Source organism: Steroidobacter gossypii, assembly GCF_016801985.1.
In the GTDB taxonomy this organism is placed as follows: domain Bacteria; phylum Pseudomonadota; class Gammaproteobacteria; order Steroidobacterales; family Steroidobacteraceae; genus Steroidobacter; species Steroidobacter gossypii.
In genome coordinates, this window is record NZ_JAEVLS010000001.1 from 1,454,039 (window position 1) to 1,472,854 (window position 18,816).

Genomic DNA, 18,816 nt, shown 5'->3' on the forward strand with positions numbered 1-18,816 from the left:
ACCGCTGCAGCTAACGACGCCAAGGTACCAACATGAAAATCGCATCCGTCATTGCTTGTGGAGTGCTGGCTTTGGGCGCGGCCGGTGCGGCCCACGCCGACGAATTCACCAAGGAAGATCTGGCTCGCTGGCAGGAACAGTTCGACGGCGTGGTGAAGGAAGGCCGCAATCTGTGGACCAGCCCGGACATCGGCAAGAACGGCGTGGTGTGCGCGCAGTGCCATCCGAACGCCGCCAACACGCATCCGGAAACGTACCCCAAGTTCCAGAAGCAGTTGGGTAAGGTCGCCAACCTGTGGGAGATGGTGAACTGGTGCCTGCGCAATCCTCTGGAAGGCGACCCGATGGCGGCCGACGATCCACGGATGACGGCCATGCTGGCCTACATCGCATGGGAACGTCGCGGCGTGAAGCTCGAACCGGGCAAGCATTGATGTTTACTTCGCGCTCACTTCTGGCAACCGCGGCGTTAGCAATCGCCGCGGTCTGCCACGCTGGTGAGACGACGCCTCGGATCGATCAAGCCTCGCTGCTAAAGCGCATCGACAAGAACGACGCCTCGACCGTCATTCTCGACGTGCGCACGCCTGAAGAGTTCGCCAAAGGGCATGTGCCTGGGGCCATCAACATTCCTCATACGCACCTGCCCGCACGTATCTCCGAAGTCGCCGACGCGGCCGACAAGGACATCGTTCTCTACTGCGCGACCGGCATCCGCTCTGAGCAGGCCGCTTCACGTCTGCGTGAGAACGGCTTCACTCGCCTGCTGCACCTGGACGGCGATATGGAAGCCTGGGAGAAGCAGAAGCGTCCGCTAGTCAAGTAGTTACTCCGCCAGCGGGCACCTGCCCATGATCATGGCGTCTCTGGGGAGATCTGACCGGGCGCATCGCTCCTAGCCGGTTCGACAGCGGGCTTCTTGGCCTCGATGGTCGGCGGAATCAGTTTGTACATCACCGGCGTGACGATACGGGCGATCAGCGTCGATGAGATCAATCCACCGATGATCACCCACGCGAGCGGCGAATACATACCCGCATTCTGCAGGGCCAGCGGCAGCAGGCCGCCGATGGCGGTAGCGCTGGTCAATAGAATAGGCAGGAAGCGAATCTCGCCGGCGCGCTCGATGGCTTCATCCAGGGGCATGCCTTCGGCTCGCAATTGATTGGTGAAGTCGACCAGCAGGATCGAGTTCTTGGTCTCGATGCCGATGAGCGCGATGAAGCCGATGGTGGCTGTGAACGAGATGCTGTAGCCAGCGAGTCCCAGCGCCAGGATGCCGCCGGCGATACCAAACGGCACCACGCTCAACACGATGAGCGTGCTCTTGAAGCTGCCGAACTCCAGCACCAGTACCGCGACGATGCCTAGCAGCGCGACGATAGTGGCTGCCTGCAGGCCGCCGAAACTTTCGTTGCGACTCTCCAGTTCGCCACCGGGAACATATGAATAGCCGCGCGGCCACTGCATCTCATCGAGCCGGCGCAACACTTCGCTGGTCACTCGATCGGTGTTGTAGCCGTTCTGAACCTCGGCGTTGATCGTAACGGCGCGAGAACGGTTGTAACGATCGATCTGCGTCGGCGCCGTGGCGAACTCGACCTGCGCCAGCTGGCTCAGCGGCAACGTCGCGCCGCTCAGCGTTGTCACGCGCACCTGATCGAGCGCCTGGATGTCAGCCCGCTCGGCGATCGGAGTGCGCACCATGATGTCGTACTGCTCGCCGTCGGTTTCTTTGTAACGGCTCGCCGGAATGCCGGCCACCGCGAGTCGCACGGCGCGATCGAACTCGATGGCCGGTACACCGAACAGCGCGGCCTTTTGCGAATCGATCTTCAACTGCAGGTTGGTGCGTTTGATGCGCACCGGGTTCTCGACATCGCGCGTGCCCGGAGTTTCCTTGATGATCTGCTCGACGCGCGTCGCAAGCCGATCCAATTCGTCCAGCTCCGGTCCGACCACACGGATCGCGATGGGCGCGGTGATGGGCGGGCCATTCTGGAATTCCCGCACGTAGATCTGCGCGTTCGGATAACGTTTCAGCTCGCGGCGCAGCTCTTCGAGCTTCTGTGGCGTCTCGGTGGTGTCGTATTCCTTGAGCTTGACGAAAATGTCGCCGTAGTTGCTGGCGCCCTCGTTGCCGAACTCGTTGTAATAGATCTTGGGGTTGCCGCGCCCCAGGTTGGTGAAATACGACGCCACCTCCGGCATTTCCGTCAGCCGACCTTCGACGAACTTCAGCGCCCGATCGGTCTCGGCCAGGCTGCTGCCGTCCGGCGTCTCGACCGTGATGATGAAGTTCGGCGTATCGGCCTTCGGAAACAGGCTGAAGCCGATCAAGCCGCCGACGCCGATCATGATGACCAGGCAAGCCGCCAGCGATCCCCACACCGTGAGCCTCGGCTTGGCCAGCGCCCGATGCAGCAAAGGCTGATAGAAACGATGAATGCTCCGCTGCACCCACTGCAGCAGTCGATTGCCTTCGGGCTTCTCGTGCTTGCTGAGAATGCGGCTCGCAAGGAACGGAATGATGGTGAGTGCAATGAGTAGCGACGCCAGCACGGTGGACAGCACCGCCGTCGGCAGCACGCGAATGAACTTACCCGACGCTCCCGACAACATCATCAGAGGCAGGAAGGCGAAAATAATGGTCGCCGTGCAGCCGAGGATCGCGAGGAAGATCTGGCGGGTCGCGAGAATCGCCGCCTGCGTGCGGGAATGTCCCTCACGCAGGAAGCGTGCGATGTTCTCGACCACCACGATGGAATCGTCCACGAGCAGGCCCAGCGCCACGACGAAGCCCGCGATGGAAATCTGATTCAGCGAGTAGCCGACCATGTGCAAGGTCGATACGCCGATCGCCAGCGACAGGGGAATCGAGATCATCACGATGCTCGCGGCGCGCAGCCCGAGCGGCAGCAGCGTGATCGCCACCAGGCCGATGGCGATGGCGAAGTCCGTGGTCAGCCGATTCAAGCGCGTGGCGACGTTCTCGGACTGATCGAAGCCAAGCTCGAGCTTGATGCGCTTGGGCAGTTGCTGCTCGAACTTCTCGGCAGCGGCGAGAATGCGCTCGCGCACCTCGAAAATGTTGTAACCGTCTTTCTGGTTGGCTGTGACAAACACCGCGCGCTTGCCGTTGAACCTCCCGATATACGTGTGCTCCTGCGTGTCCCAGTTCACTTCGGCGATATCACGGATGCGCACGGTCTGGCCGTCGACCGCGGCGACCACCGTGTCGCGTACTTCGTCCAACGATTCGTAGCTGCCAGAGGTCTTCACGCTGAAGCTGCGGCTGCCGATATCGATGGCGCCGCCGGGCACCGTTGTGTTCTCGCTTTGCAACGCCTCGATGACGCGGCTTGGCGCCAGCTTCAGCTCGGCCATGCGAGGCAGATCGAGAGCGACACGCAACTCACGCGCGGGATAGGCCCATGTTTCAGACGTGCGCACTCCGTCCACTGCTTTGAGGACGTCCTTCAGATCGCGCGCCTGATCTTCGAGCTCGCGATACGGAGCATCCTCCGACACCAGCGCGAACTGCACGATGTTCACCAGGCCGGGGTTGCTCTTGCGAATCTCCAGGCGCGTCAGCTCGGCCGGCAGAGAAGGGCGCAGTGCGTTGATCTCTCGCACCACCTCGTCATATTTCTTCTCGGCGTCGGCGGAGCTGTAGAACTCGGTGAGCAGCATCGCCAGGCCGTCGTTGCTGAACGACTCGATCTTCTTGATGTCGTCCAGCTCGCTGATGCGATCCTCGATGGGCTTGACCACCAGCCGCTCCACGTCGCGCGGCTCGGCGCCGGGATAACCGACGATGATCTGATAGATCGGAATCGGAAAGTAAGGATCTTCCTGCCGGGGGATGCTCAGGAACGAAGAGACGCCGAGCGCCACCAGCATGGCGAACGCCACCAGCGTGAATTGGTAGCGCTTGATGGGAAATTCCAGGAAGCTCATGGGCTACTCCCGGTTGGCGGCCACGGGGGCATCGACCAGAGTGACCTCTTCCCCGTCTTCCAGATATTGAGCGCCGTCGGTGACGACGTGCTCGCCGGCCTGCAGTCCTTCGTTCAACGCCACGGCCTCGCCTTCGATGAAGGCAACTTGCACCTCGCGCCGCCGGGCATGTTTCTGATCGAGCACGAACACGCGCGCGGTACGACCGTCACCTTCGACGATTGCGCCAATGGGCACATAGACACGCTCGCCGGATTTAGCGGTGGACGGTGTGATGGTGAGCTTCGCGACCAGACCGCTCTTGAGCGGCAGATCGGTGGGATCGAGCGAGACTTCGATGCCGAACATGCCGCTGCCCGAATCGGCCGCGCCCGACACCTCCGTGACTTTGCCGGTCAGAATCTTTCCGGGGAGGGCGTCGAGGCGGATCTGCGCTTCGTCGCCCAGCTTCACTTGCACGATCTCGCGATCCGCCAGTCCGGTGCGCACCACAAATCCTTTGTCCTTCGCGCCGAGCACCAGAATGGGATTGCCCGCCTGCACCAGCTCGCGTTCTTCGGCGAGCCGACGCAGGATCGTACCGTCATGGGGCGCGACGATAGTTGCGTAACTCCAGTTGAACTTGGCGGAGTTCAACGCTGCTTCGTTGACCGCCAGCTGCGTGCGCAGATCTTGCAACTGCTCCAGGCTGATCACCTTGTCGGCATACAGTCGCTCTCCGCGTTCCAGATCGCGACGCGCTTTCTCATAAGCCTGCGATGCCTGCTCGACCTCTGCATCGATTTCCGCCTGTTCGATCTCGGCCAGCTTCTGGCCTTTGCGCACTTGATCGCCCTCGGAGACCGACAGGCGGCGAATGACGCCGCCGACCTTGAACGAAAGCCGGATCTCGTCTTCGTTGGCGAGCAGGCCGTTGGTGCGAATGGATGGCGCGGCGGGGCCAGTGACGGCGGGCGAGGTGCGAACGCGAGCCAGCTCGACGGGTTGCTGATCTTTCGCGGTGCTGTTGCAGCCGGCGATCGCAAGCAGGCTCGCGGACAGCATCAGCGGTGGGAGGATGCTAAACAGGCGCGGCATGATCAAACTCCTGGATCGAGCGGGATGTCTCCCGTCGAGGTCGCATATTCCAGCTCGGCGCGGCGTGCGAGCACGTTGAAACGGGTGAGGTTGTGATTCAGTTCGGCGCTGGTGAGCGCACTGCGCGCGTCGATGAACTCGACCTGGCTGATCACGCCTTCGTCGCGCTTGCGGCTCGCGATTCGGAACGCGGCGCGAGCCGCATCCGCACGCGCGGCAGCGGTCGCAAGCGAATCTCGCGCCGTGATCAGCCGATCGTATGACTGTTGCACTTCGAGCCGGATCTGCTGCGCGATCTCTTCCTGTCGCAACACGAGCTGTCTCTCGGCAGAGCGGGCCTGATGAACGCGAGCGGTGTCGCCGCCGCCATCGAAGATGCGCCAGGTGAAAATCAGCGACGCCGTGCCGAAGTTATAACCTTCGCCGAAACGATACTCTTCGCCCTGCGTGCCGGCATCGACACCCAGCGACAGGGTTGGCCATTTTTGCTTGCGAGCAATGCGAATCTGCTCCTCGCTGGCGCGGCGCAGCTGTTCTACTTGCGCGATTTCCGGGCGCCGGTCGAGCGCCATGGACCACAGTTGCTCGAGTGCGGCCTCGCTCGCGCCAGCATTGTTGGGCGGAGATGTCGGCTCGATCGGCGATTGCAGCTGTCGGTTGAGCAGGAAATTGAAATAGCTTTGGGCCTGAGTGGCCAGGTTCTGGGCTTCGCGCTTCTGTTGTTCGACGTCGAGCAGCTCGGCTTTGGCTCGCAGCACCAGGTCCTCGGTGATCTTGCCGTTGCTGAACAACGATTCGTTGACGCGCAGGTTTTCACGGAGCAGCGCTTCGCTGGCAGCAACGATCTCGACGGAGCTGCGCGCCGTCAACCAATCCACGTAAGCGACTGTGATATCGCGACGTAGCGCGCGAGCCAAGGCCATGCGATTGAAGCTGCTCGCATCCAACAAGGCGCGCTGTGCACGAACGGCGGCAGGAATGGCCGGAGCATACAAAGGCTGACGCAGCACCAGCCGGGTGTCTTGCTCTTCTTCTCGCAGGAAGGGAACGGATTGATCGGAGATCTGCGGGAAGCGCGCCGGCTGGCCTTGCGCCACCAGCATTTCATTCAGCGTCGAGTAAACGGGGTTGAGCGCCGTGCCGATGGGAATGTCGATCACACGACCGCCGTCGGCGCGCGTATATCGGGCCTCCAACGAAAGTTGGGGAAAGAAACGGGCGCGCGCCTCGGCGAGCGCCTGCGCCGTTTTGTCCACTTCCAGCGTCTGGCTTTGCAAGGCGAGGTTGCTTCGTAGCCCCTCGGCCACGTAGCTCGACACCACGGTGTCGAAGTCGCTTGCCACCGGCGCCTGCGCGTTCGCCGCGCAAGCGTTCAGGCCAACGCCGAGTATCGCCAGGTATCGCGCCGCTCGCATGATTCAGCCGTCCAGCGCTGTGGACGAGGTTGCGAGGGTCCGTGCTGCGCGATTCATGCGGTCTCCACAGTTGTTCAGTAGTTAGACAAGTGTCAAAAATTGCCCAAATAAAAACCAGGGCTAACCGGCCAGATCCGGCTGCTTGCCGGCGAGCGTGTAACGGATCATTGCGATCGCCTGCTGCGTCAGCTGAGTCACACTGATCCCCGCCTCGGCCAGCGGCAGAGCCTTGGTGATCGCGATCTGAGTCAGCCCATGAGTGAAGCCCCACAGCACTCGCGAAGTGACCGCGAGGTCGCCGATATCGGCGCGAATGCTCCCGTCGCGCTGGCCCGCTTCGAGGGAGGCGACCACCACTGCATGGACTTTGTGGCCCATATTCAGCACCGCGGCTTCGGTCGAGCCTTGCTCGGGAGTTTCGGTGGCGCGGTATTCGAGGCGCGCGCAAGCATCGAAATAATGAGGAAATTCCAGACCAAAGGCCATATAGGCCCGACCCATCGACTCGATCTGGTCGATGCCGATCCGGGCCCGCGAACTGGCCTCTTCGAAGCGACTGCGCAGCACTTCCATGGCGCGCTCGGTGATCGCCAGCAGCAGCTCGTTCTTGTCCTTGAAATAGACGTATACCAGCGCGCGGCTCAGCCGCGCCTTGCGGGCGACGCTGTCCATGGTCACCGCATCCCAGCCCAGATCGCGATACAAAGTCTCGGCGGCGTCGACGATTTCAGTGCGTCGGCGGTCTTTTTCTTCCTGGCGGCGATCGGCGATGTAGGACATGGAGGGTATGGTGAGCCTGCGTTGACACAGTGTCAATAACTAAATCGATGTCTTGAAGTGTGCGCCGGCATGATGACCAGCCCCATCGAGATGGGATGCCTTATGTGCAGCTCAACCTGCGCGACGGGAATACGCAGATTACGACGATGGAGCAGGCTGCACGCCAACGACGAGCGTACCCGGCCCGCCGTGCACGCTGAGCGTGCTGCCGAGAGGCATGACGTACGCGCTCTCGATCTTCGAATGCGCACGCCGCAACTGCTCCAATAGATCATGAGCTCCGGCTTCAGCATCCGCATGGCCGATGCCGACTCGATACGACTCGCCCCGCTTCATCCTTGAAACGATGAATCGAACGAGCTTATCGGGCCGATTGCGACGACCGAACAACATGCCGGCCGGAGCGATGCGACCGTCTGGGTGGGTCGCCAGCACCGGCGAAAGGCTCAGCGCATTCGCGATAGATCTGACTGCAGGCTTCACGCGCCCACCACGAACTGCGTATTCCATGGAGCCGATCAGCGCGTACGTACGAGTGAGCGGAATCAATTTCCGAATCGTTGCCATGATCTGATCCGCATTCAAGCCTTGCGAGGCTAGCTCGGCAGCGCGAATCGCAAGCAATCCTTGTCCGATGGAAACATTGAATGAATCGAGCACCTCGATACTGTTCGAGCGCTGCACCCAACCCGCCGCGGACTGCGCGGCATTGTGGGTGCCACTGACTTTTCCCGTGACGTGGATGGAAATCACCGAGTCGAAGTGCGAGGCGAGGATCTCGAACTGTCGACGGAAATCGCCAGGCGGCGGCTGAGAAGTCTTGGGATGTTGGGGATTACGCACCAGTTCGGCAAGAAACTCCTGCGCCGACAAGCCGACCTTGTCCAGGTAGCTCTGCTCGCCGAACTGAATCCGCAGCGGCACGATGTGAATGCCCAGTTCATCCAGCAGCTCGTCGGGGATGTCGGCCACCGAGTCGGTGACGATAGCGACACGCCGTCGCCGATCATGCGCCGCCTGCTGCTGGCGCTGCATATCGTCGGCCTTCTGCGCCGTCAGCACGCCGAACTGACTCGCCACGAAGAAGACTTCGGCAGGGTCGTTGACGTGAATGTGAATCTTCGCTTTGCGCGCGGTTCCAGCGAGCACCAATGACGAGCCCAGCGTGGCGAGTTGTTCGCGTAACCGGCGACGATCGATGTTGTCGCCGGTGATGGTGCACTCGGTACAGAAGCGATGCGACAGATCGTGCACTTCGCCGGCTGTCACTTCGTTATCCGCAGAGTGAATGAGAGCTTCGGCAGGTTCCGCGTCCACGTCCTTGTGCAGATGTTCCAACATGCCTTCGAGCAGATCCACGAAGCCTTGCGCGCCGGCATCGACGACACGCGCCGCGCGCAGCTCTTCCAGCTGCTCGGCCGTTCTTTGCAACGATGTGCGGGCTTTGTGGAGTGCTTGCGAGAACAAGCTCAGATAGTCGTGCAGACCGGTGGCGGCAAGACGAGCCGTCTCGGCGGCGAAGTCGGTGATGACGGTGAGGACTGTTCCTTCTCTGGGCTCGGACAGACTCTCGCGTGCGTAACTCGCGCCGTTTGTCACTGCGGTCGCGAACTGAGCTGTCGATAGCGCTGCATGAGAAGCGGCGCTGTCGCCCATGCCTAGAAGGAACTGCGCCAGGATCGCGCCGGAGTTGCCACGAGCGCCGTCGAGTGCAGCGTCGGCTGCGCGAGCCAACGTGGTTCCAGCGTGATCGTCGGCGGCGCGCCGCAGGCTGGTCAGCACGGCGCTCATGGTGAGCGCCATGTTGGTTCCCGTGTCGCCATCGGCCACGGGAAATACATTGATGCGATTCAGATGCTCCCGATCGGCGAGCAGGCGTTGGATGCCGGCTCGCAACAGGCGGCTCAAGCGGGCGCCGTTCAGTTCCAGAACAGGTTGGGACATGCCACGCCGGTTCGTGGCGTAAGGCTGCCAGGATTCATTTCGTAAGGCCCACCCCTAGCCCCTGCCGTTGGGAGGGGCAACCAGAGAAGGGGAACAGCTCCGGTTCCCCGCCGCGGGGTAGGGCTATTGTCTTGGCAGCAGGAAGCGCAGGCCGCGCTGATTCAGCACCACGCCCTCGGCGATGATGCGTTCCACGGTCGGGCCTTCCTTGAGCGTCTCGCCCTCCACGTACTTGCGCATGTTCACGAACACGAAACGTTCGCTCGGGTTCGCAGCATTCACGTGGATATCCAGGTGCAAGTCGGGCAGGGTGGTGCCGCTTGCGGTCAGATCGTTGAGCGTGGGCAACATCTCATTCCCAGCCAGGGCCCCGGCAGCCGGCGCATTCGCAGGCGTGCGTGCTTCGAAGGCTGCACCTGAAGGCGCCGGCGAAACCGCGGGTGGCTGGATCTGCCGAACCATGGGCGAACGGTCGGGCACCATCGCCGCACCGGCCAGATTCGGATTGGTCGATGGATCGGCGTAGGGATCTACCAGTCCTGCTTCGTCCGCCAGAGAGCGGACCGACGGATCGGTCGGCACCAGTTCGGGCTGATAGTGCCGCGAGGCTTGCGGCTGCTGATATTGATACTGCTGAGCGGGCGCGGGCGGCGCAGGATTATAACTTTGCTGAGGCGCGACCTGCGCAGGCGGCGGTGCGACGTTATAACTTTGCTGAGGTGCGGGCGCCTGAGCCTGCTGTGGCCGCGCTGGGGCCGGCATCGCATCGCCATCCCGGATCAAAACAAACAACAGGATACCGAGATTGACGACCAGCAGCGCCGCCAGGCCCACGGCCCACCAGGGCCGCTCGGTGCGACGGCGCACGATTCTCACGTCCGCAAGCGAAGGCCCGAGCTGCCGTTGCCGCTCGTTCTCGGACTTTTTCAAGGCGTCGAGGATGAAGCTCATCAGCTCGTTCCCCGCGCCGCCGCCACCAGCAAGGGCGAGCCCGGCGTGTTGCCGAGTGCGTCCAGCACGATTTGCGTCTGCACGCCGGCGATGCCGTCGACGTTCAGGCGATACTGACGCTGAAAGTCCTCGACCATTTTCACCAGATCCTCATCGAAATAATCGCTGGCCGGCTCCACGTCCTCTTTACCGGCCACGGTATTCAGTTGCGTGCGCAGCCAGCGCACGCCGTCACCCCGCATGCCCGCGGATAACGTGGACGCTTTCACTTGCGGTCGCCACAACACCAGGTATTCGCCCGACCATAGTCGCGACACCGAGGAGATCGACACCATCTCGGTCTCGTCCGGCAAGTTGATCTTGGCCGTGTCGCCCACCAGGCCGGACACCACCACTTGATGCGCATTGCCCTCATCGTCGAACAAGGTCAGGATCGCGGGTCGATTCAACGTGCGCAGCTCCGCCCAGGAGCCTTCCTGATACACGCACGACAGCCCCTGCTTCTTGGCCTGATCGCAAGGCCGGCCGCCTTTGGGCATGAACTTGCCGCCCCACAAGGCGAATAGTTGCCCGAAAGCGCTCTCCGTGTTGGTCATGCCGCGCTTTTCCAGCAACACTTGCGCGACATCCTGCGGGCGAGACACGACCGGCAACTGCACCACCGGCGGTGTGACTTGCGCGACCTGCACAGGAGCAGGTTCGGCCGACGCGGCCTCCGCCACCGACGGCGCCTCGAGCTCGACATTGCGAGTGAGCTGCCACACGCCAAGCGCCAGACCCAAGACTGCAACACTGCCGGCTGAACCGGCCAGCAGTTTCATCCACGGCGGACTGAACGACCGGCCATACACCTCGCCGGCCGCTTCTCGGATCATGCCGGGGCCGATTCGAGGTTGTTCCTGCGTGAACGCGCCGAGCAGCGCACGGTCGCAAATCACATTGATGATGCGGGGAATGCCGCCGCTCAGGCGATGCACTTCGCGCAGCGCGGCGTTGCTGAAGATCTCGCCGTTGGCGCCCGCCACCTTGAGTCGGTGATTCACATACGCTGCCGTCTCGTTACGAGACAAAGGCGCGAGGTGATAGCGCCCGGTGATGCGTTGAGCCAGCTGACGCAGCTCGACCCGATCCAGAACTTCACGCAGCTCCGGCTGGCCGATGAGGATGATCTGCAGCAGCTTCTGCGAGGCCGTCTCCAGATTGGTGAGCAGGCGCACCTGTTCGAGCGTGGCGGGCGTCAGGTTCTGCGCCTCGTCGACGATCACCACGATGCGGCGGCCCTTGGCGTGCGCCTCGAGCAGGCGGCGATTGAGCAGATCCACCAGGTCCTTGATGCTGGTGGCGTCTTCATCGCGCATGAAGATGCCCAGCTCTTCGCAGATCGTCAGTACAAACTCAACCGGCGTTAATTGTGGATTGAGGATCACCGCCACGTCGGCGTGGCCGGGCATGCGCTCCAGCAGCGAGCGCACGATGGTGGTCTTGCCGGTGCCCACTTCACCGGTGAGCTGAATGAAGCCGCCGGCCTCGGTGATGCCGTACAAAAGATGCGCGAGCGCCTCCGCATGCCGCTCGCTCATGAAGAGGTAACGCGGGTCCGGCGTAATCGCGAAGGGCTTCTCGCCCAGGCCAAAAAAGCTTGTGTACATGCTGGGTTGCGTTATCGCAAGGCCGTCATGATGCGCCCTGGAATGGTACCGTCAAGCGAATCGAGGGCCAAAAGCCGTCGCCGCTCCCCAAGGCCCCATTCGCTCGAGCGGCCGCTCCGGTGACAGTATGCCGATCAGCGGCCGGCAGGTCGCCGCGGGCACGACTCTGGTGACCGCCCGCGCCTTGCTGGCCCGCCCCTGGACCGATACCCTTCGCAGCCACTTTTTCCATTCCGATCAAGGTCGTCGCCGCCACCTTCCAGCGGCGCCCAAGCCATGCAAGCACTGACGTTCCAGCAGCTGACCAAGACCTACAAGAACGGCGTTCAGGCGCTCAAAGGCATCGATCTGGCGGTGGAGGAGGGTGACTTTTTCGCACTGCTCGGCCCCAACGGGGCCGGCAAGACCACCGCCATCGGCATCGTCACCTCATTGGTCAACAAGACTGGCGGCAAAGTTCACGTGTTCGGCCATGACATCGACACCCAGCTCGCGGCGGCCAAGTCGTGCATCGGTCTGGTACCGCAGGAAATCAATTTCAACCAATTCGAAACCGTCACCACCATCCTGTTGAACCAGGCCGGGTTCTACGGCATCCCGCGGCAGGTCGCCTCCAAGCGCCTGGAGAAATACCTGACCGCTCTGCAGTTGTGGGAGAAGCGGAACGCGGTGTCACGCACGTTGTCCGGCGGCATGAAGCGCCGTTTGATGATCGCTCGCGCGTTGATGCACGAGCCGCGATTGCTGATTCTGGACGAGCCCACCGCGGGCGTGGACATCGAAGTCCGCCGCACCATGTGGACGTTCATGCGGGACATCAACGAAGCCGGCACCACCATCATCCTGACCACGCATTATCTCGAAGAGGCGGAAAATCTGTGCCGGCACGTGGCCATCATCGACAAGGGCCGCATCATCGAGAACGATCGCATGAGCCGGGTGCTGCGCAAACTGCAGACCGAAGTGTTCGTCTTCAACCTGCGCAACCCGATCGCGGCGCCGCCGGTGTTGCCCGGCTATGCGGTGAGCATGCCCGACGATCATTCGCTCGAGATCGAAGTCTCCAAGGACCAGAGCCTGAACGACATTTTCTCGCAGCTGTCGGCCTCGGGCGTGGACGTGCTGTCGATGCGCAACAAGACCAACCGACTGGAAGAACTGTTCATGCGGCTGGTGAATCAGAAAGAAGGTCAAGCCGCTCATGGATAAAGCCGTGAACTCCCCGACCAGTCTCGCGCCTGCCACGCAGGAGCCGATGCTGTTGAAGACCAACATCGTCGGTTTCAACACCATCGTGATTCGCGAGTTCAGCCGCATCATTCGCATCTGGGGTCAGACCATCGTCCCGCCGGCGATCACCGCGACCCTGTATTTCGTGATCTTCGGCAGCCTCATCGGCAGGCGCATCGGGGACATGGGCGGCTACACGTACATTCAGTACATTGCGCCCGGCCTGATCATGATGTCCGTGATCACCAACTCGTATGGCAACGTCGTATCCTCGTTCTTCGGCGCGAAGTTCGGCAAGCACATCGAGGAGCTGCTGGTGTCGCCGTTGCCCGGCTGGTTGATCGTGGGCGGCTACATGATGGGCGGCATCATGCGCGGCCTGATCGTCGGCGGCGTGGTGACCATCATCACTCTGCTGTTCACGCACATGAAGATATACAACGTGGGCGTGGTGATCTCCGCGGTGCTGCTGAGCTCGATCGTGTTCTCGCTGGCCGGCATGATCAACGCGGTGTTCGCCAAGAACTTCGATCAAATCTCGTTTATTCCGACCTTCGTGCTGACCCCGCTGACCTACCTGGGCGGCGTGTTCTACACCATCACGCTGCTGCCGCAGTGGGCGCAGCACATTTCTTATGCCAACCCGATTCTGTATATGGTGAACGCCTTCCGTTACGGCTTCCTCGGCGTCTCGGATGTGAACGTCGGGCTGGCGTACAGCATCATGATCGGGGCCGCGGTCGTCCTATATGTAAGCTGCGTCTGGCTGTTGCATCGAGGGGTCGGCACGCGCGAGTGACCGCTGCAGCTCTTCTCATTCCGGATCTTCGTAGAACTCGATCTGTTGTCACCGTCGTATTTCCAGGTGATGACAGCGAGCCACGGCAGGCGCGTTCGTCCGGCGGGCGTCACACTTGAGAGAAGTTCAGACCGGGGTCTGTTGATGAGCGACCAGCTGCCAGGTCGTTCGACGAACATACGTGCTGCTGATCAGCGCGGTATAGGGCGCAGTGCCTTTGCGTCGGGCTGCCACTTTATAAACAACGGTAGCAGCGTCCTCGCTGAGTTGAATCACCTTCGGATCGTCGATCTCGAATGACTCCCACGGCTGCGCGCCCAAAGATTCCAATATCCGCTCTCGCCCTTCGATTCGCATGCCGCCAGGAAATAGCATCACCGCATCCTCGCGGAGTACGCTTGCATAGAACTTCCGGCCCGCGTCGCCGGCGGTGGCGAGGGCGCGCCAGCCTTGCTGCTCGAGTTCTATGAGCTCATGCATGTGACTGACTCAGCTGGTGCTGATGACGATTCCGTTGCCTTCGCTATCGCATAGCTGCGCGAAGGTCTGGCCAGGGTTCCAGGGAGCCTTGCTCGGTTCTTTGGTGAAGACCACGCCACGCGCGCTGAGCTTCCGGTAGGCGGCCTCGACGTCGTCGGCGATGAATACTAGACGCGGCATGTCCGATTTGACTTCGCCGGTCTGCTGCGTCAACAGGATGCGAGTCTCGGCGCCGGGCACGGCGAGCTCGATCCAGCGCCAGTCGTCCTTGTACGGCGCGTCCTGGGCCACTTGCAGGCCCAGCTTCTCGGTGTAGAAATTCAACGCGCGATCCTGATCGGCAACGGGCAGTTCGGCAAACTTCACGCACTTCAACATGCGACGGCTCCCGAGCGGTTGACGAGCGCAGTTATAGACCGTCTGACCGTTGCGATCCAGCCGGACGCTCGCGCCCGCGACTTCCTGTAGGCGGCTGCTGATCGCGCTTTCGCTGCGGCGCTTGCTCGGAGGAACAATCCGCAGAACGATCGATCTCGCGGGCCAGCTGGTGCGCCGTCATCATCCCCTGGCCGCTGAGGATGCAAAGATAGGTGATGACCATGGCCGGCATCAGCGCGAACGCAACGGCCTGCCAGCCTCGCTTCACTTTCACGCGCCTGAACACTTTGTGCCCTGGCGGCGGATAACGACGTGTCGCGATCGCATGGATGGACGTGCGGGCGGTCAACATGACCAACAGGACCGCGCCCGCCAGCGGCGCGCCGACCAGCGCCGCATACAGCAATATCGTGGAAGCAGGCACACCGAAAACCGCTTCGCAGGGCGCCTCGGGCACGAACGCTTTGAAGCCAGGCACGACCCACCAATACAGCGCTGCAAGCAGCAGCACACAGAGCACACCATGCACGAGCACGCGTCGGCGGCGCTCCTCGGGCGAGTAGCGGGGGGCGAACTCTGGTTCCATGATGGCAGCCATTCTCCGTCGACGCGGGATCGGTCGACCTGCCGATCATAAACACTCCCATGCGGCCCTTATATCCCGACCATCCCTCGACCGGTTGCAACCTTTCGCCCGGCGCCACCGTCCAACCGGCTCTGGCGCGATAACGAATGGCGAGCCTCGATCTGGACCATGGATGCGACCCTTCGGCAGCAGCGCCGGCTGTCGGGCGGTTGTGCCGCGTCGTTATCATGCGGACCAGGCGGATCACGGAATGGGTAAATCGGAGATTTCATGAAACATACCACGCTGCTTGCGGTGCTCGGTCTAGCCCTGGCGCCGCAAAGCTACGCAGTAGATGCAAGCAATACACGAATGCTGTCCAGTCCGGCTGTCCACGGACGGAACCTGGCTTTTGTTTGCGATAGCGACATCTGGTTGACCTCGGTGACCGGCGGTAGCGCGAGACGTTTGACGCACGCGCCCGGGCAGGAGTCGGCGCTGCGCTTCTCTCCGGATGGTCAATGGCTGGCATTCAGCGCCAACTATGGAGAGAACACCGATGTTTACGTGATGCCGGCGCAAGGCGGAGAGGTGCGGCGCCTTACCTGGCATCCGGGGCGCGATGTCGTGGTCGGGTTCACGCCGGACGCGCGGGTCATGTTTTATTCCGAACGCGGACGATTCGTGCCGCAGACCACCCAACTCTATTCGGTCGCAGTGAGCGGCGGCGTCCCGGCGCGCCTGCCAGTGCCGGTGGGGACCAAGGCGGCGCTGTCCGCCGACGGGCGCACCCTGGCATACACGCCGGCTCGTGAGGTGTTCCGCCAGTGGAAAAACTATCGCGGCGGCACGCAGAGCCGCCTCTGGCTGATGAACATGGCCGATTATTCCGTGCAGGAAGTACCCAAGCCGGCGGGCGGGAGCAACGATACCGATCCGATGTGGATCGGCGGCACGTTGTACTTCAATTCGGATCGCAACGGCGAATTCAATCTGTTTCGCAACGATGCCGGCGGCGCGACTCAGCTCACGCAGCTGAAGGACTTCCCCGTGACCGAGCCGACCACCGATGGCTCGGGTGTCATCGTGTTCGAGCACGGCGGATATCTGCATCGGCTGGACACGCGTGACAACAGCGTGCAGCCCATCCGTATCTCGGCGATCTCCGATCTGATCGAAACGCGCCCGCGTCTGGCGAGCGACTTGAAGTGGGTGCGGGAGGCGGCGGCATCGCCGGATCTCAAGCGCATGGCCTTCAACTATCGCGGCGAGATCGTCACGGTGCCGGCAGAGAAGGGCGATGCTCGGCAGCTCACCCGCTCGACCGGTGCGAACGATCACTCGCCGGCGTGGTCCGCTGACGGCAAGCTGATCGCCTGGTTCTCCGACGAGAGCGGCGAATACGAGTTGCTGGTGGGCGAGCAGGACGGCAAGGGCAAGCCGCGGCGCTACCGGCTGTCGGGCGCGGGCTTTTACGATCAGCCGTTGTTCTCCCCCGATGGCGCACGCATTGCCTATCGGGACAACAGTCAGTCGCTGTGGGTGATCGAACTGGCCAGCGGCAAGAACATCAAGATCGCTTCGGAGCCGGTGTACTCGCCGCTCAATCCGATGCGCGCCAACTGGTCGCCGGATTCGCGCTGGCTGGCTTATACCGTCCAGGCGGCGGGGCTGATTCAGACAGTGAATGTTTGGTCGGTGGAGTCGGGCCGCTCGATCCAGGTGACCGATGGCATGTCGGAAATGCTCCAGCCCGTGTTCGATCCGAACGGCGAATTCATGTATGTGCTGGCGTCCACCGATGCGGGCCCGGTGAAGGATTGGTTCTCGCAGATCAACATCGACAGCCCGGTGCGCTTCGGTCTGTATGCCATCACGCTGCGGCAGGAGGGCCCCAGCGCGGTGCCGCCGCAAAGTGACGAAGTCGATCTCACGGCGCTGGCGCCTGCTGCGCCGGAATCTGCGGATAAAGCCAAAGAGCCCGCGAAGAACGACAAAGCCAAGGACGCCAAGAAGCCGCCGGTCGTGCGTATCGATGCCGTTGGCATCGAAGATCGCATCATTGCGTTGCCTGTGGGCGTCGGTGCGCGGCACAGCCTGCGCGTCGGTGCGAGCGGTGAAATCTATTTCATCGAAGGCACGGGAGCGACGGCGCAGGAAGCCATGAGCAATCCTGGCGAGCTGAAGCGCTACACGCTCGAGAAGCGCGAGATGAAAACCCTCGCTCGAGGGGTGGTGGATTTCCATCTGTCGCGCGATGGCAAGCGCATCGGGTATCGCGTCGGTCAGGACTGGTTCGTCACCGACGTTGCGGACGAATTGCCTCAGGGCAAGGGCAAGCTGGCATTGGACAAGGTCAGTGTCGCCGTGGAGCCGCGCGCCGAATGGGCGCAGATCCTCGACGAGGCATGGCGGATCAATCGCGATTACTTCTATGCGGACAACTTCCACGGCGCCGATTGGCCGGCCATGCGGGAGAAATATCGCGCGTTCCTGCCGCACCTGACCACGCGCGCCGATCTCGAGCGGGTGATCCAGATGATGCTCAGCGAGCTGTCGGTGGGTCACAGCTATCAGACGCCCGGCGATCATCCTTTCAAGCCGGCCAAGATCAGTGTGGGTTTGCTCGGCGCCGATTATGAGATCGAGCGTGGCCGTTATCGCTTCAGCAAGATCCTTGGCGGTCTGAACTGGAATCCGGATCTGCGCTCGCCGCTGCGGGCCCCCGGCGTGTATGTGAAACCCGGCGAGTATCTGTTGGCGGTGGATGGCGTCGAGCTGCGCGCGCCGACCAGTGTGTACTCGCTCTTCGAGAACCGGGCAGATCGACAGGTCCGGCTCACCGTCGGCCCGACCCCGGACGGGAAGAACGCTCGTGATGTTGTTGTCGTGCCTGTCGCCGATGAAACCACGCTGCGTTACATGGACTGGGTGGAAGGAAACATCCGGTATGTGTCCGAGAAGAGCGGTGGTCGGCTCGCTTACGTGCACGTGCCGGATACCGCCAACGGCGGGCACACGATGTTCAAGCGTTATTTCTATCCGCAGTCGCAGCGGGCAGGCCTGATTCTCGATGAGCGCTTCAACCGCGGCGGCCAGATCGCGGATTACTACATCGACGTGTTGCGCCGACCGCTCATCGCACATTGGAAGATGCGCTACGGCGGCGACTTGATCAGCCCTCGCGGCGCTTTGCTCGGTCCGAAGGTGCTGCTCGCCGAGGAGAATGCAGGTTCAGGCGGCGATCTGCTGCCGTGGATGTTCAAACGCTTCGAGCTCGGGCCCATCGTGGGCAAGCGGACTTGGGGCGGTCTGGTCGGCATTCTCGGCTTCCCGACGCTGATGGACGGTGGCAGCGTAACCGCGCCGAATATCGCGTTCTGGAACGAAGAGGGCTATCGGGTAGAGAACGAAGGCGTGGCGCCCGACGTGGAAGTGGAACAGTGGCCCCACGAAGTCAACGCCGGCCGCGACCCGCAGCTCGACCGTGCCATTGAGATCGCTCTGGCGGAGCTGGAGAAGAATCCGCCGCCGCCCGTGAAGGCGCCGCCGTTGCCGGTGCGGGTTAGATAGAGCAGGGAGTGCGCG

General features: G+C 62.3%; 15 protein-coding genes. 5 read left to right on the top strand and 10 right to left on the bottom strand.

Translation table 11 applies throughout. The features are described from left to right. Window positions 1-32: 32 nt before the first annotated feature. Together JM946_RS06350 and JM946_RS06355 are read left to right on the top strand one after the other, a co-directional pair. Window positions 33-434 (top strand): c-type cytochrome, encoded by a 402-nt coding sequence (locus tag JM946_RS06350; RefSeq protein WP_203166309.1) that lies wholly within the window; start codon window positions 33-35, stop codon window positions 432-434. Further along, window positions 434-826: a rhodanese-like domain-containing protein gene (locus JM946_RS06355; protein WP_203166310.1), complete on the top strand. Its 393-nt coding sequence runs from the start codon at window positions 434-436 to the stop codon at window positions 824-826. The genes JM946_RS06350 and JM946_RS06355 overlap by 1 nt, the downstream gene beginning before the upstream one ends. Window positions 827-855: 29 nt before the next feature. Here the strand turns inward: JM946_RS06355 and JM946_RS06360 are convergent, their stop codons facing one another. The 7 genes from JM946_RS06360 to JM946_RS06390 all read right to left on the bottom strand — a co-directional run bounded on the left by JM946_RS06360 (window position 856) and on the right by JM946_RS06390 (window position 11,776). Then, window positions 856-3,960, bottom strand: coding sequence for an efflux RND transporter permease subunit (locus tag JM946_RS06360; RefSeq protein WP_203166311.1), 3,105 nt, complete (start codon window positions 3,958-3,960; stop codon window positions 856-858). Between the two features lie 3 nt (window positions 3,961-3,963). Next, a complete protein-coding gene (locus JM946_RS06365; protein WP_203166312.1) occupies window positions 3,964-5,037 on the bottom strand; it encodes an efflux RND transporter periplasmic adaptor subunit in 1,074 nt (357 codons plus the stop codon). Window positions 5,038-5,039: 2 nt separating this feature from the next. Next, window positions 5,040-6,452: a TolC family protein gene (locus tag JM946_RS06370; RefSeq protein WP_203166313.1), complete on the bottom strand. Its 1,413-nt coding sequence runs from the start codon at window positions 6,450-6,452 to the stop codon at window positions 5,040-5,042. Window positions 6,453-6,572: 120 nt separating this feature from the next. After that, complete coding sequence (locus JM946_RS06375; RefSeq protein WP_203166314.1) at window positions 6,573-7,232, bottom strand: TetR/AcrR family transcriptional regulator; 660 nt, start codon at window positions 7,230-7,232, stop codon at window positions 6,573-6,575. A 138-nt stretch (window positions 7,233-7,370) separates the two neighbouring features. Beyond that, window positions 7,371-9,176: a DegV family protein gene (locus JM946_RS06380; RefSeq protein ID WP_203166315.1), complete on the bottom strand. Its 1,806-nt coding sequence runs from the start codon at window positions 9,174-9,176 to the stop codon at window positions 7,371-7,373. Between the two features lie 123 nt (window positions 9,177-9,299). After that, a complete protein-coding gene (locus JM946_RS06385) occupies window positions 9,300-10,127 on the bottom strand; it encodes a general secretion pathway protein GspB (protein WP_203166316.1) in 828 nt (275 codons plus the stop codon). After that, window positions 10,127-11,776: an ExeA family protein gene (locus JM946_RS06390; protein ID WP_203166317.1), complete on the bottom strand. Its 1,650-nt coding sequence runs from the start codon at window positions 11,774-11,776 to the stop codon at window positions 10,127-10,129. The genes JM946_RS06385 and JM946_RS06390 overlap by 1 nt, the downstream gene beginning before the upstream one ends. 276 nt (window positions 11,777-12,052) lie before the next feature. Between JM946_RS06390 and JM946_RS06395 the strand changes: the two genes are divergently transcribed. Together JM946_RS06395 and JM946_RS06400 are read left to right on the top strand one after the other, a co-directional pair. After that, window positions 12,053-12,985: an ABC transporter ATP-binding protein gene (locus tag JM946_RS06395; RefSeq protein WP_203166318.1), complete on the top strand. Its 933-nt coding sequence runs from the start codon at window positions 12,053-12,055 to the stop codon at window positions 12,983-12,985. A gap of 46 nt (window positions 12,986-13,031) precedes the next feature. Next, a complete protein-coding gene (locus JM946_RS06400) occupies window positions 13,032-13,805 on the top strand; it encodes an ABC transporter permease (RefSeq protein WP_203166569.1) in 774 nt (257 codons plus the stop codon). 126 nt (window positions 13,806-13,931) lie between these two features. On the opposite strand, the gene JM946_RS06405 is transcribed toward JM946_RS06400, so the two are convergent. The 3 genes from JM946_RS06405 to JM946_RS06415 are packed head-to-tail and all read right to left on the bottom strand — an operon-like array spanning window position 13,932 to window position 15,249. Continuing rightward, complete coding sequence (locus JM946_RS06405) at window positions 13,932-14,285, bottom strand: nuclear transport factor 2 family protein (protein WP_203166319.1); 354 nt, start codon at window positions 14,283-14,285, stop codon at window positions 13,932-13,934. 9 nt (window positions 14,286-14,294) lie between these two features. Continuing rightward, window positions 14,295-14,663 carry a VOC family protein gene (locus JM946_RS06410; protein WP_203166320.1) on the bottom strand — a complete coding sequence of 123 codons (369 nt, stop codon included), beginning with the start codon at window positions 14,661-14,663 and terminating at the stop codon, window positions 14,295-14,297. A 31-nt stretch (window positions 14,664-14,694) separates the two neighbouring features. After that, window positions 14,695-15,249 carry a hypothetical protein gene (locus JM946_RS06415; protein ID WP_203166321.1) on the bottom strand — a complete coding sequence of 185 codons (555 nt, stop codon included), beginning with the start codon at window positions 15,247-15,249 and terminating at the stop codon, window positions 14,695-14,697. A gap of 270 nt (window positions 15,250-15,519) precedes the next feature. Between JM946_RS06415 and JM946_RS06420 the strand changes: the two genes are divergently transcribed. After that, complete coding sequence (locus JM946_RS06420; protein WP_203166322.1) at window positions 15,520-18,801, top strand: S41 family peptidase; 3,282 nt, start codon at window positions 15,520-15,522, stop codon at window positions 18,799-18,801. Window positions 18,802-18,816 lie beyond the last annotated feature (15 nt).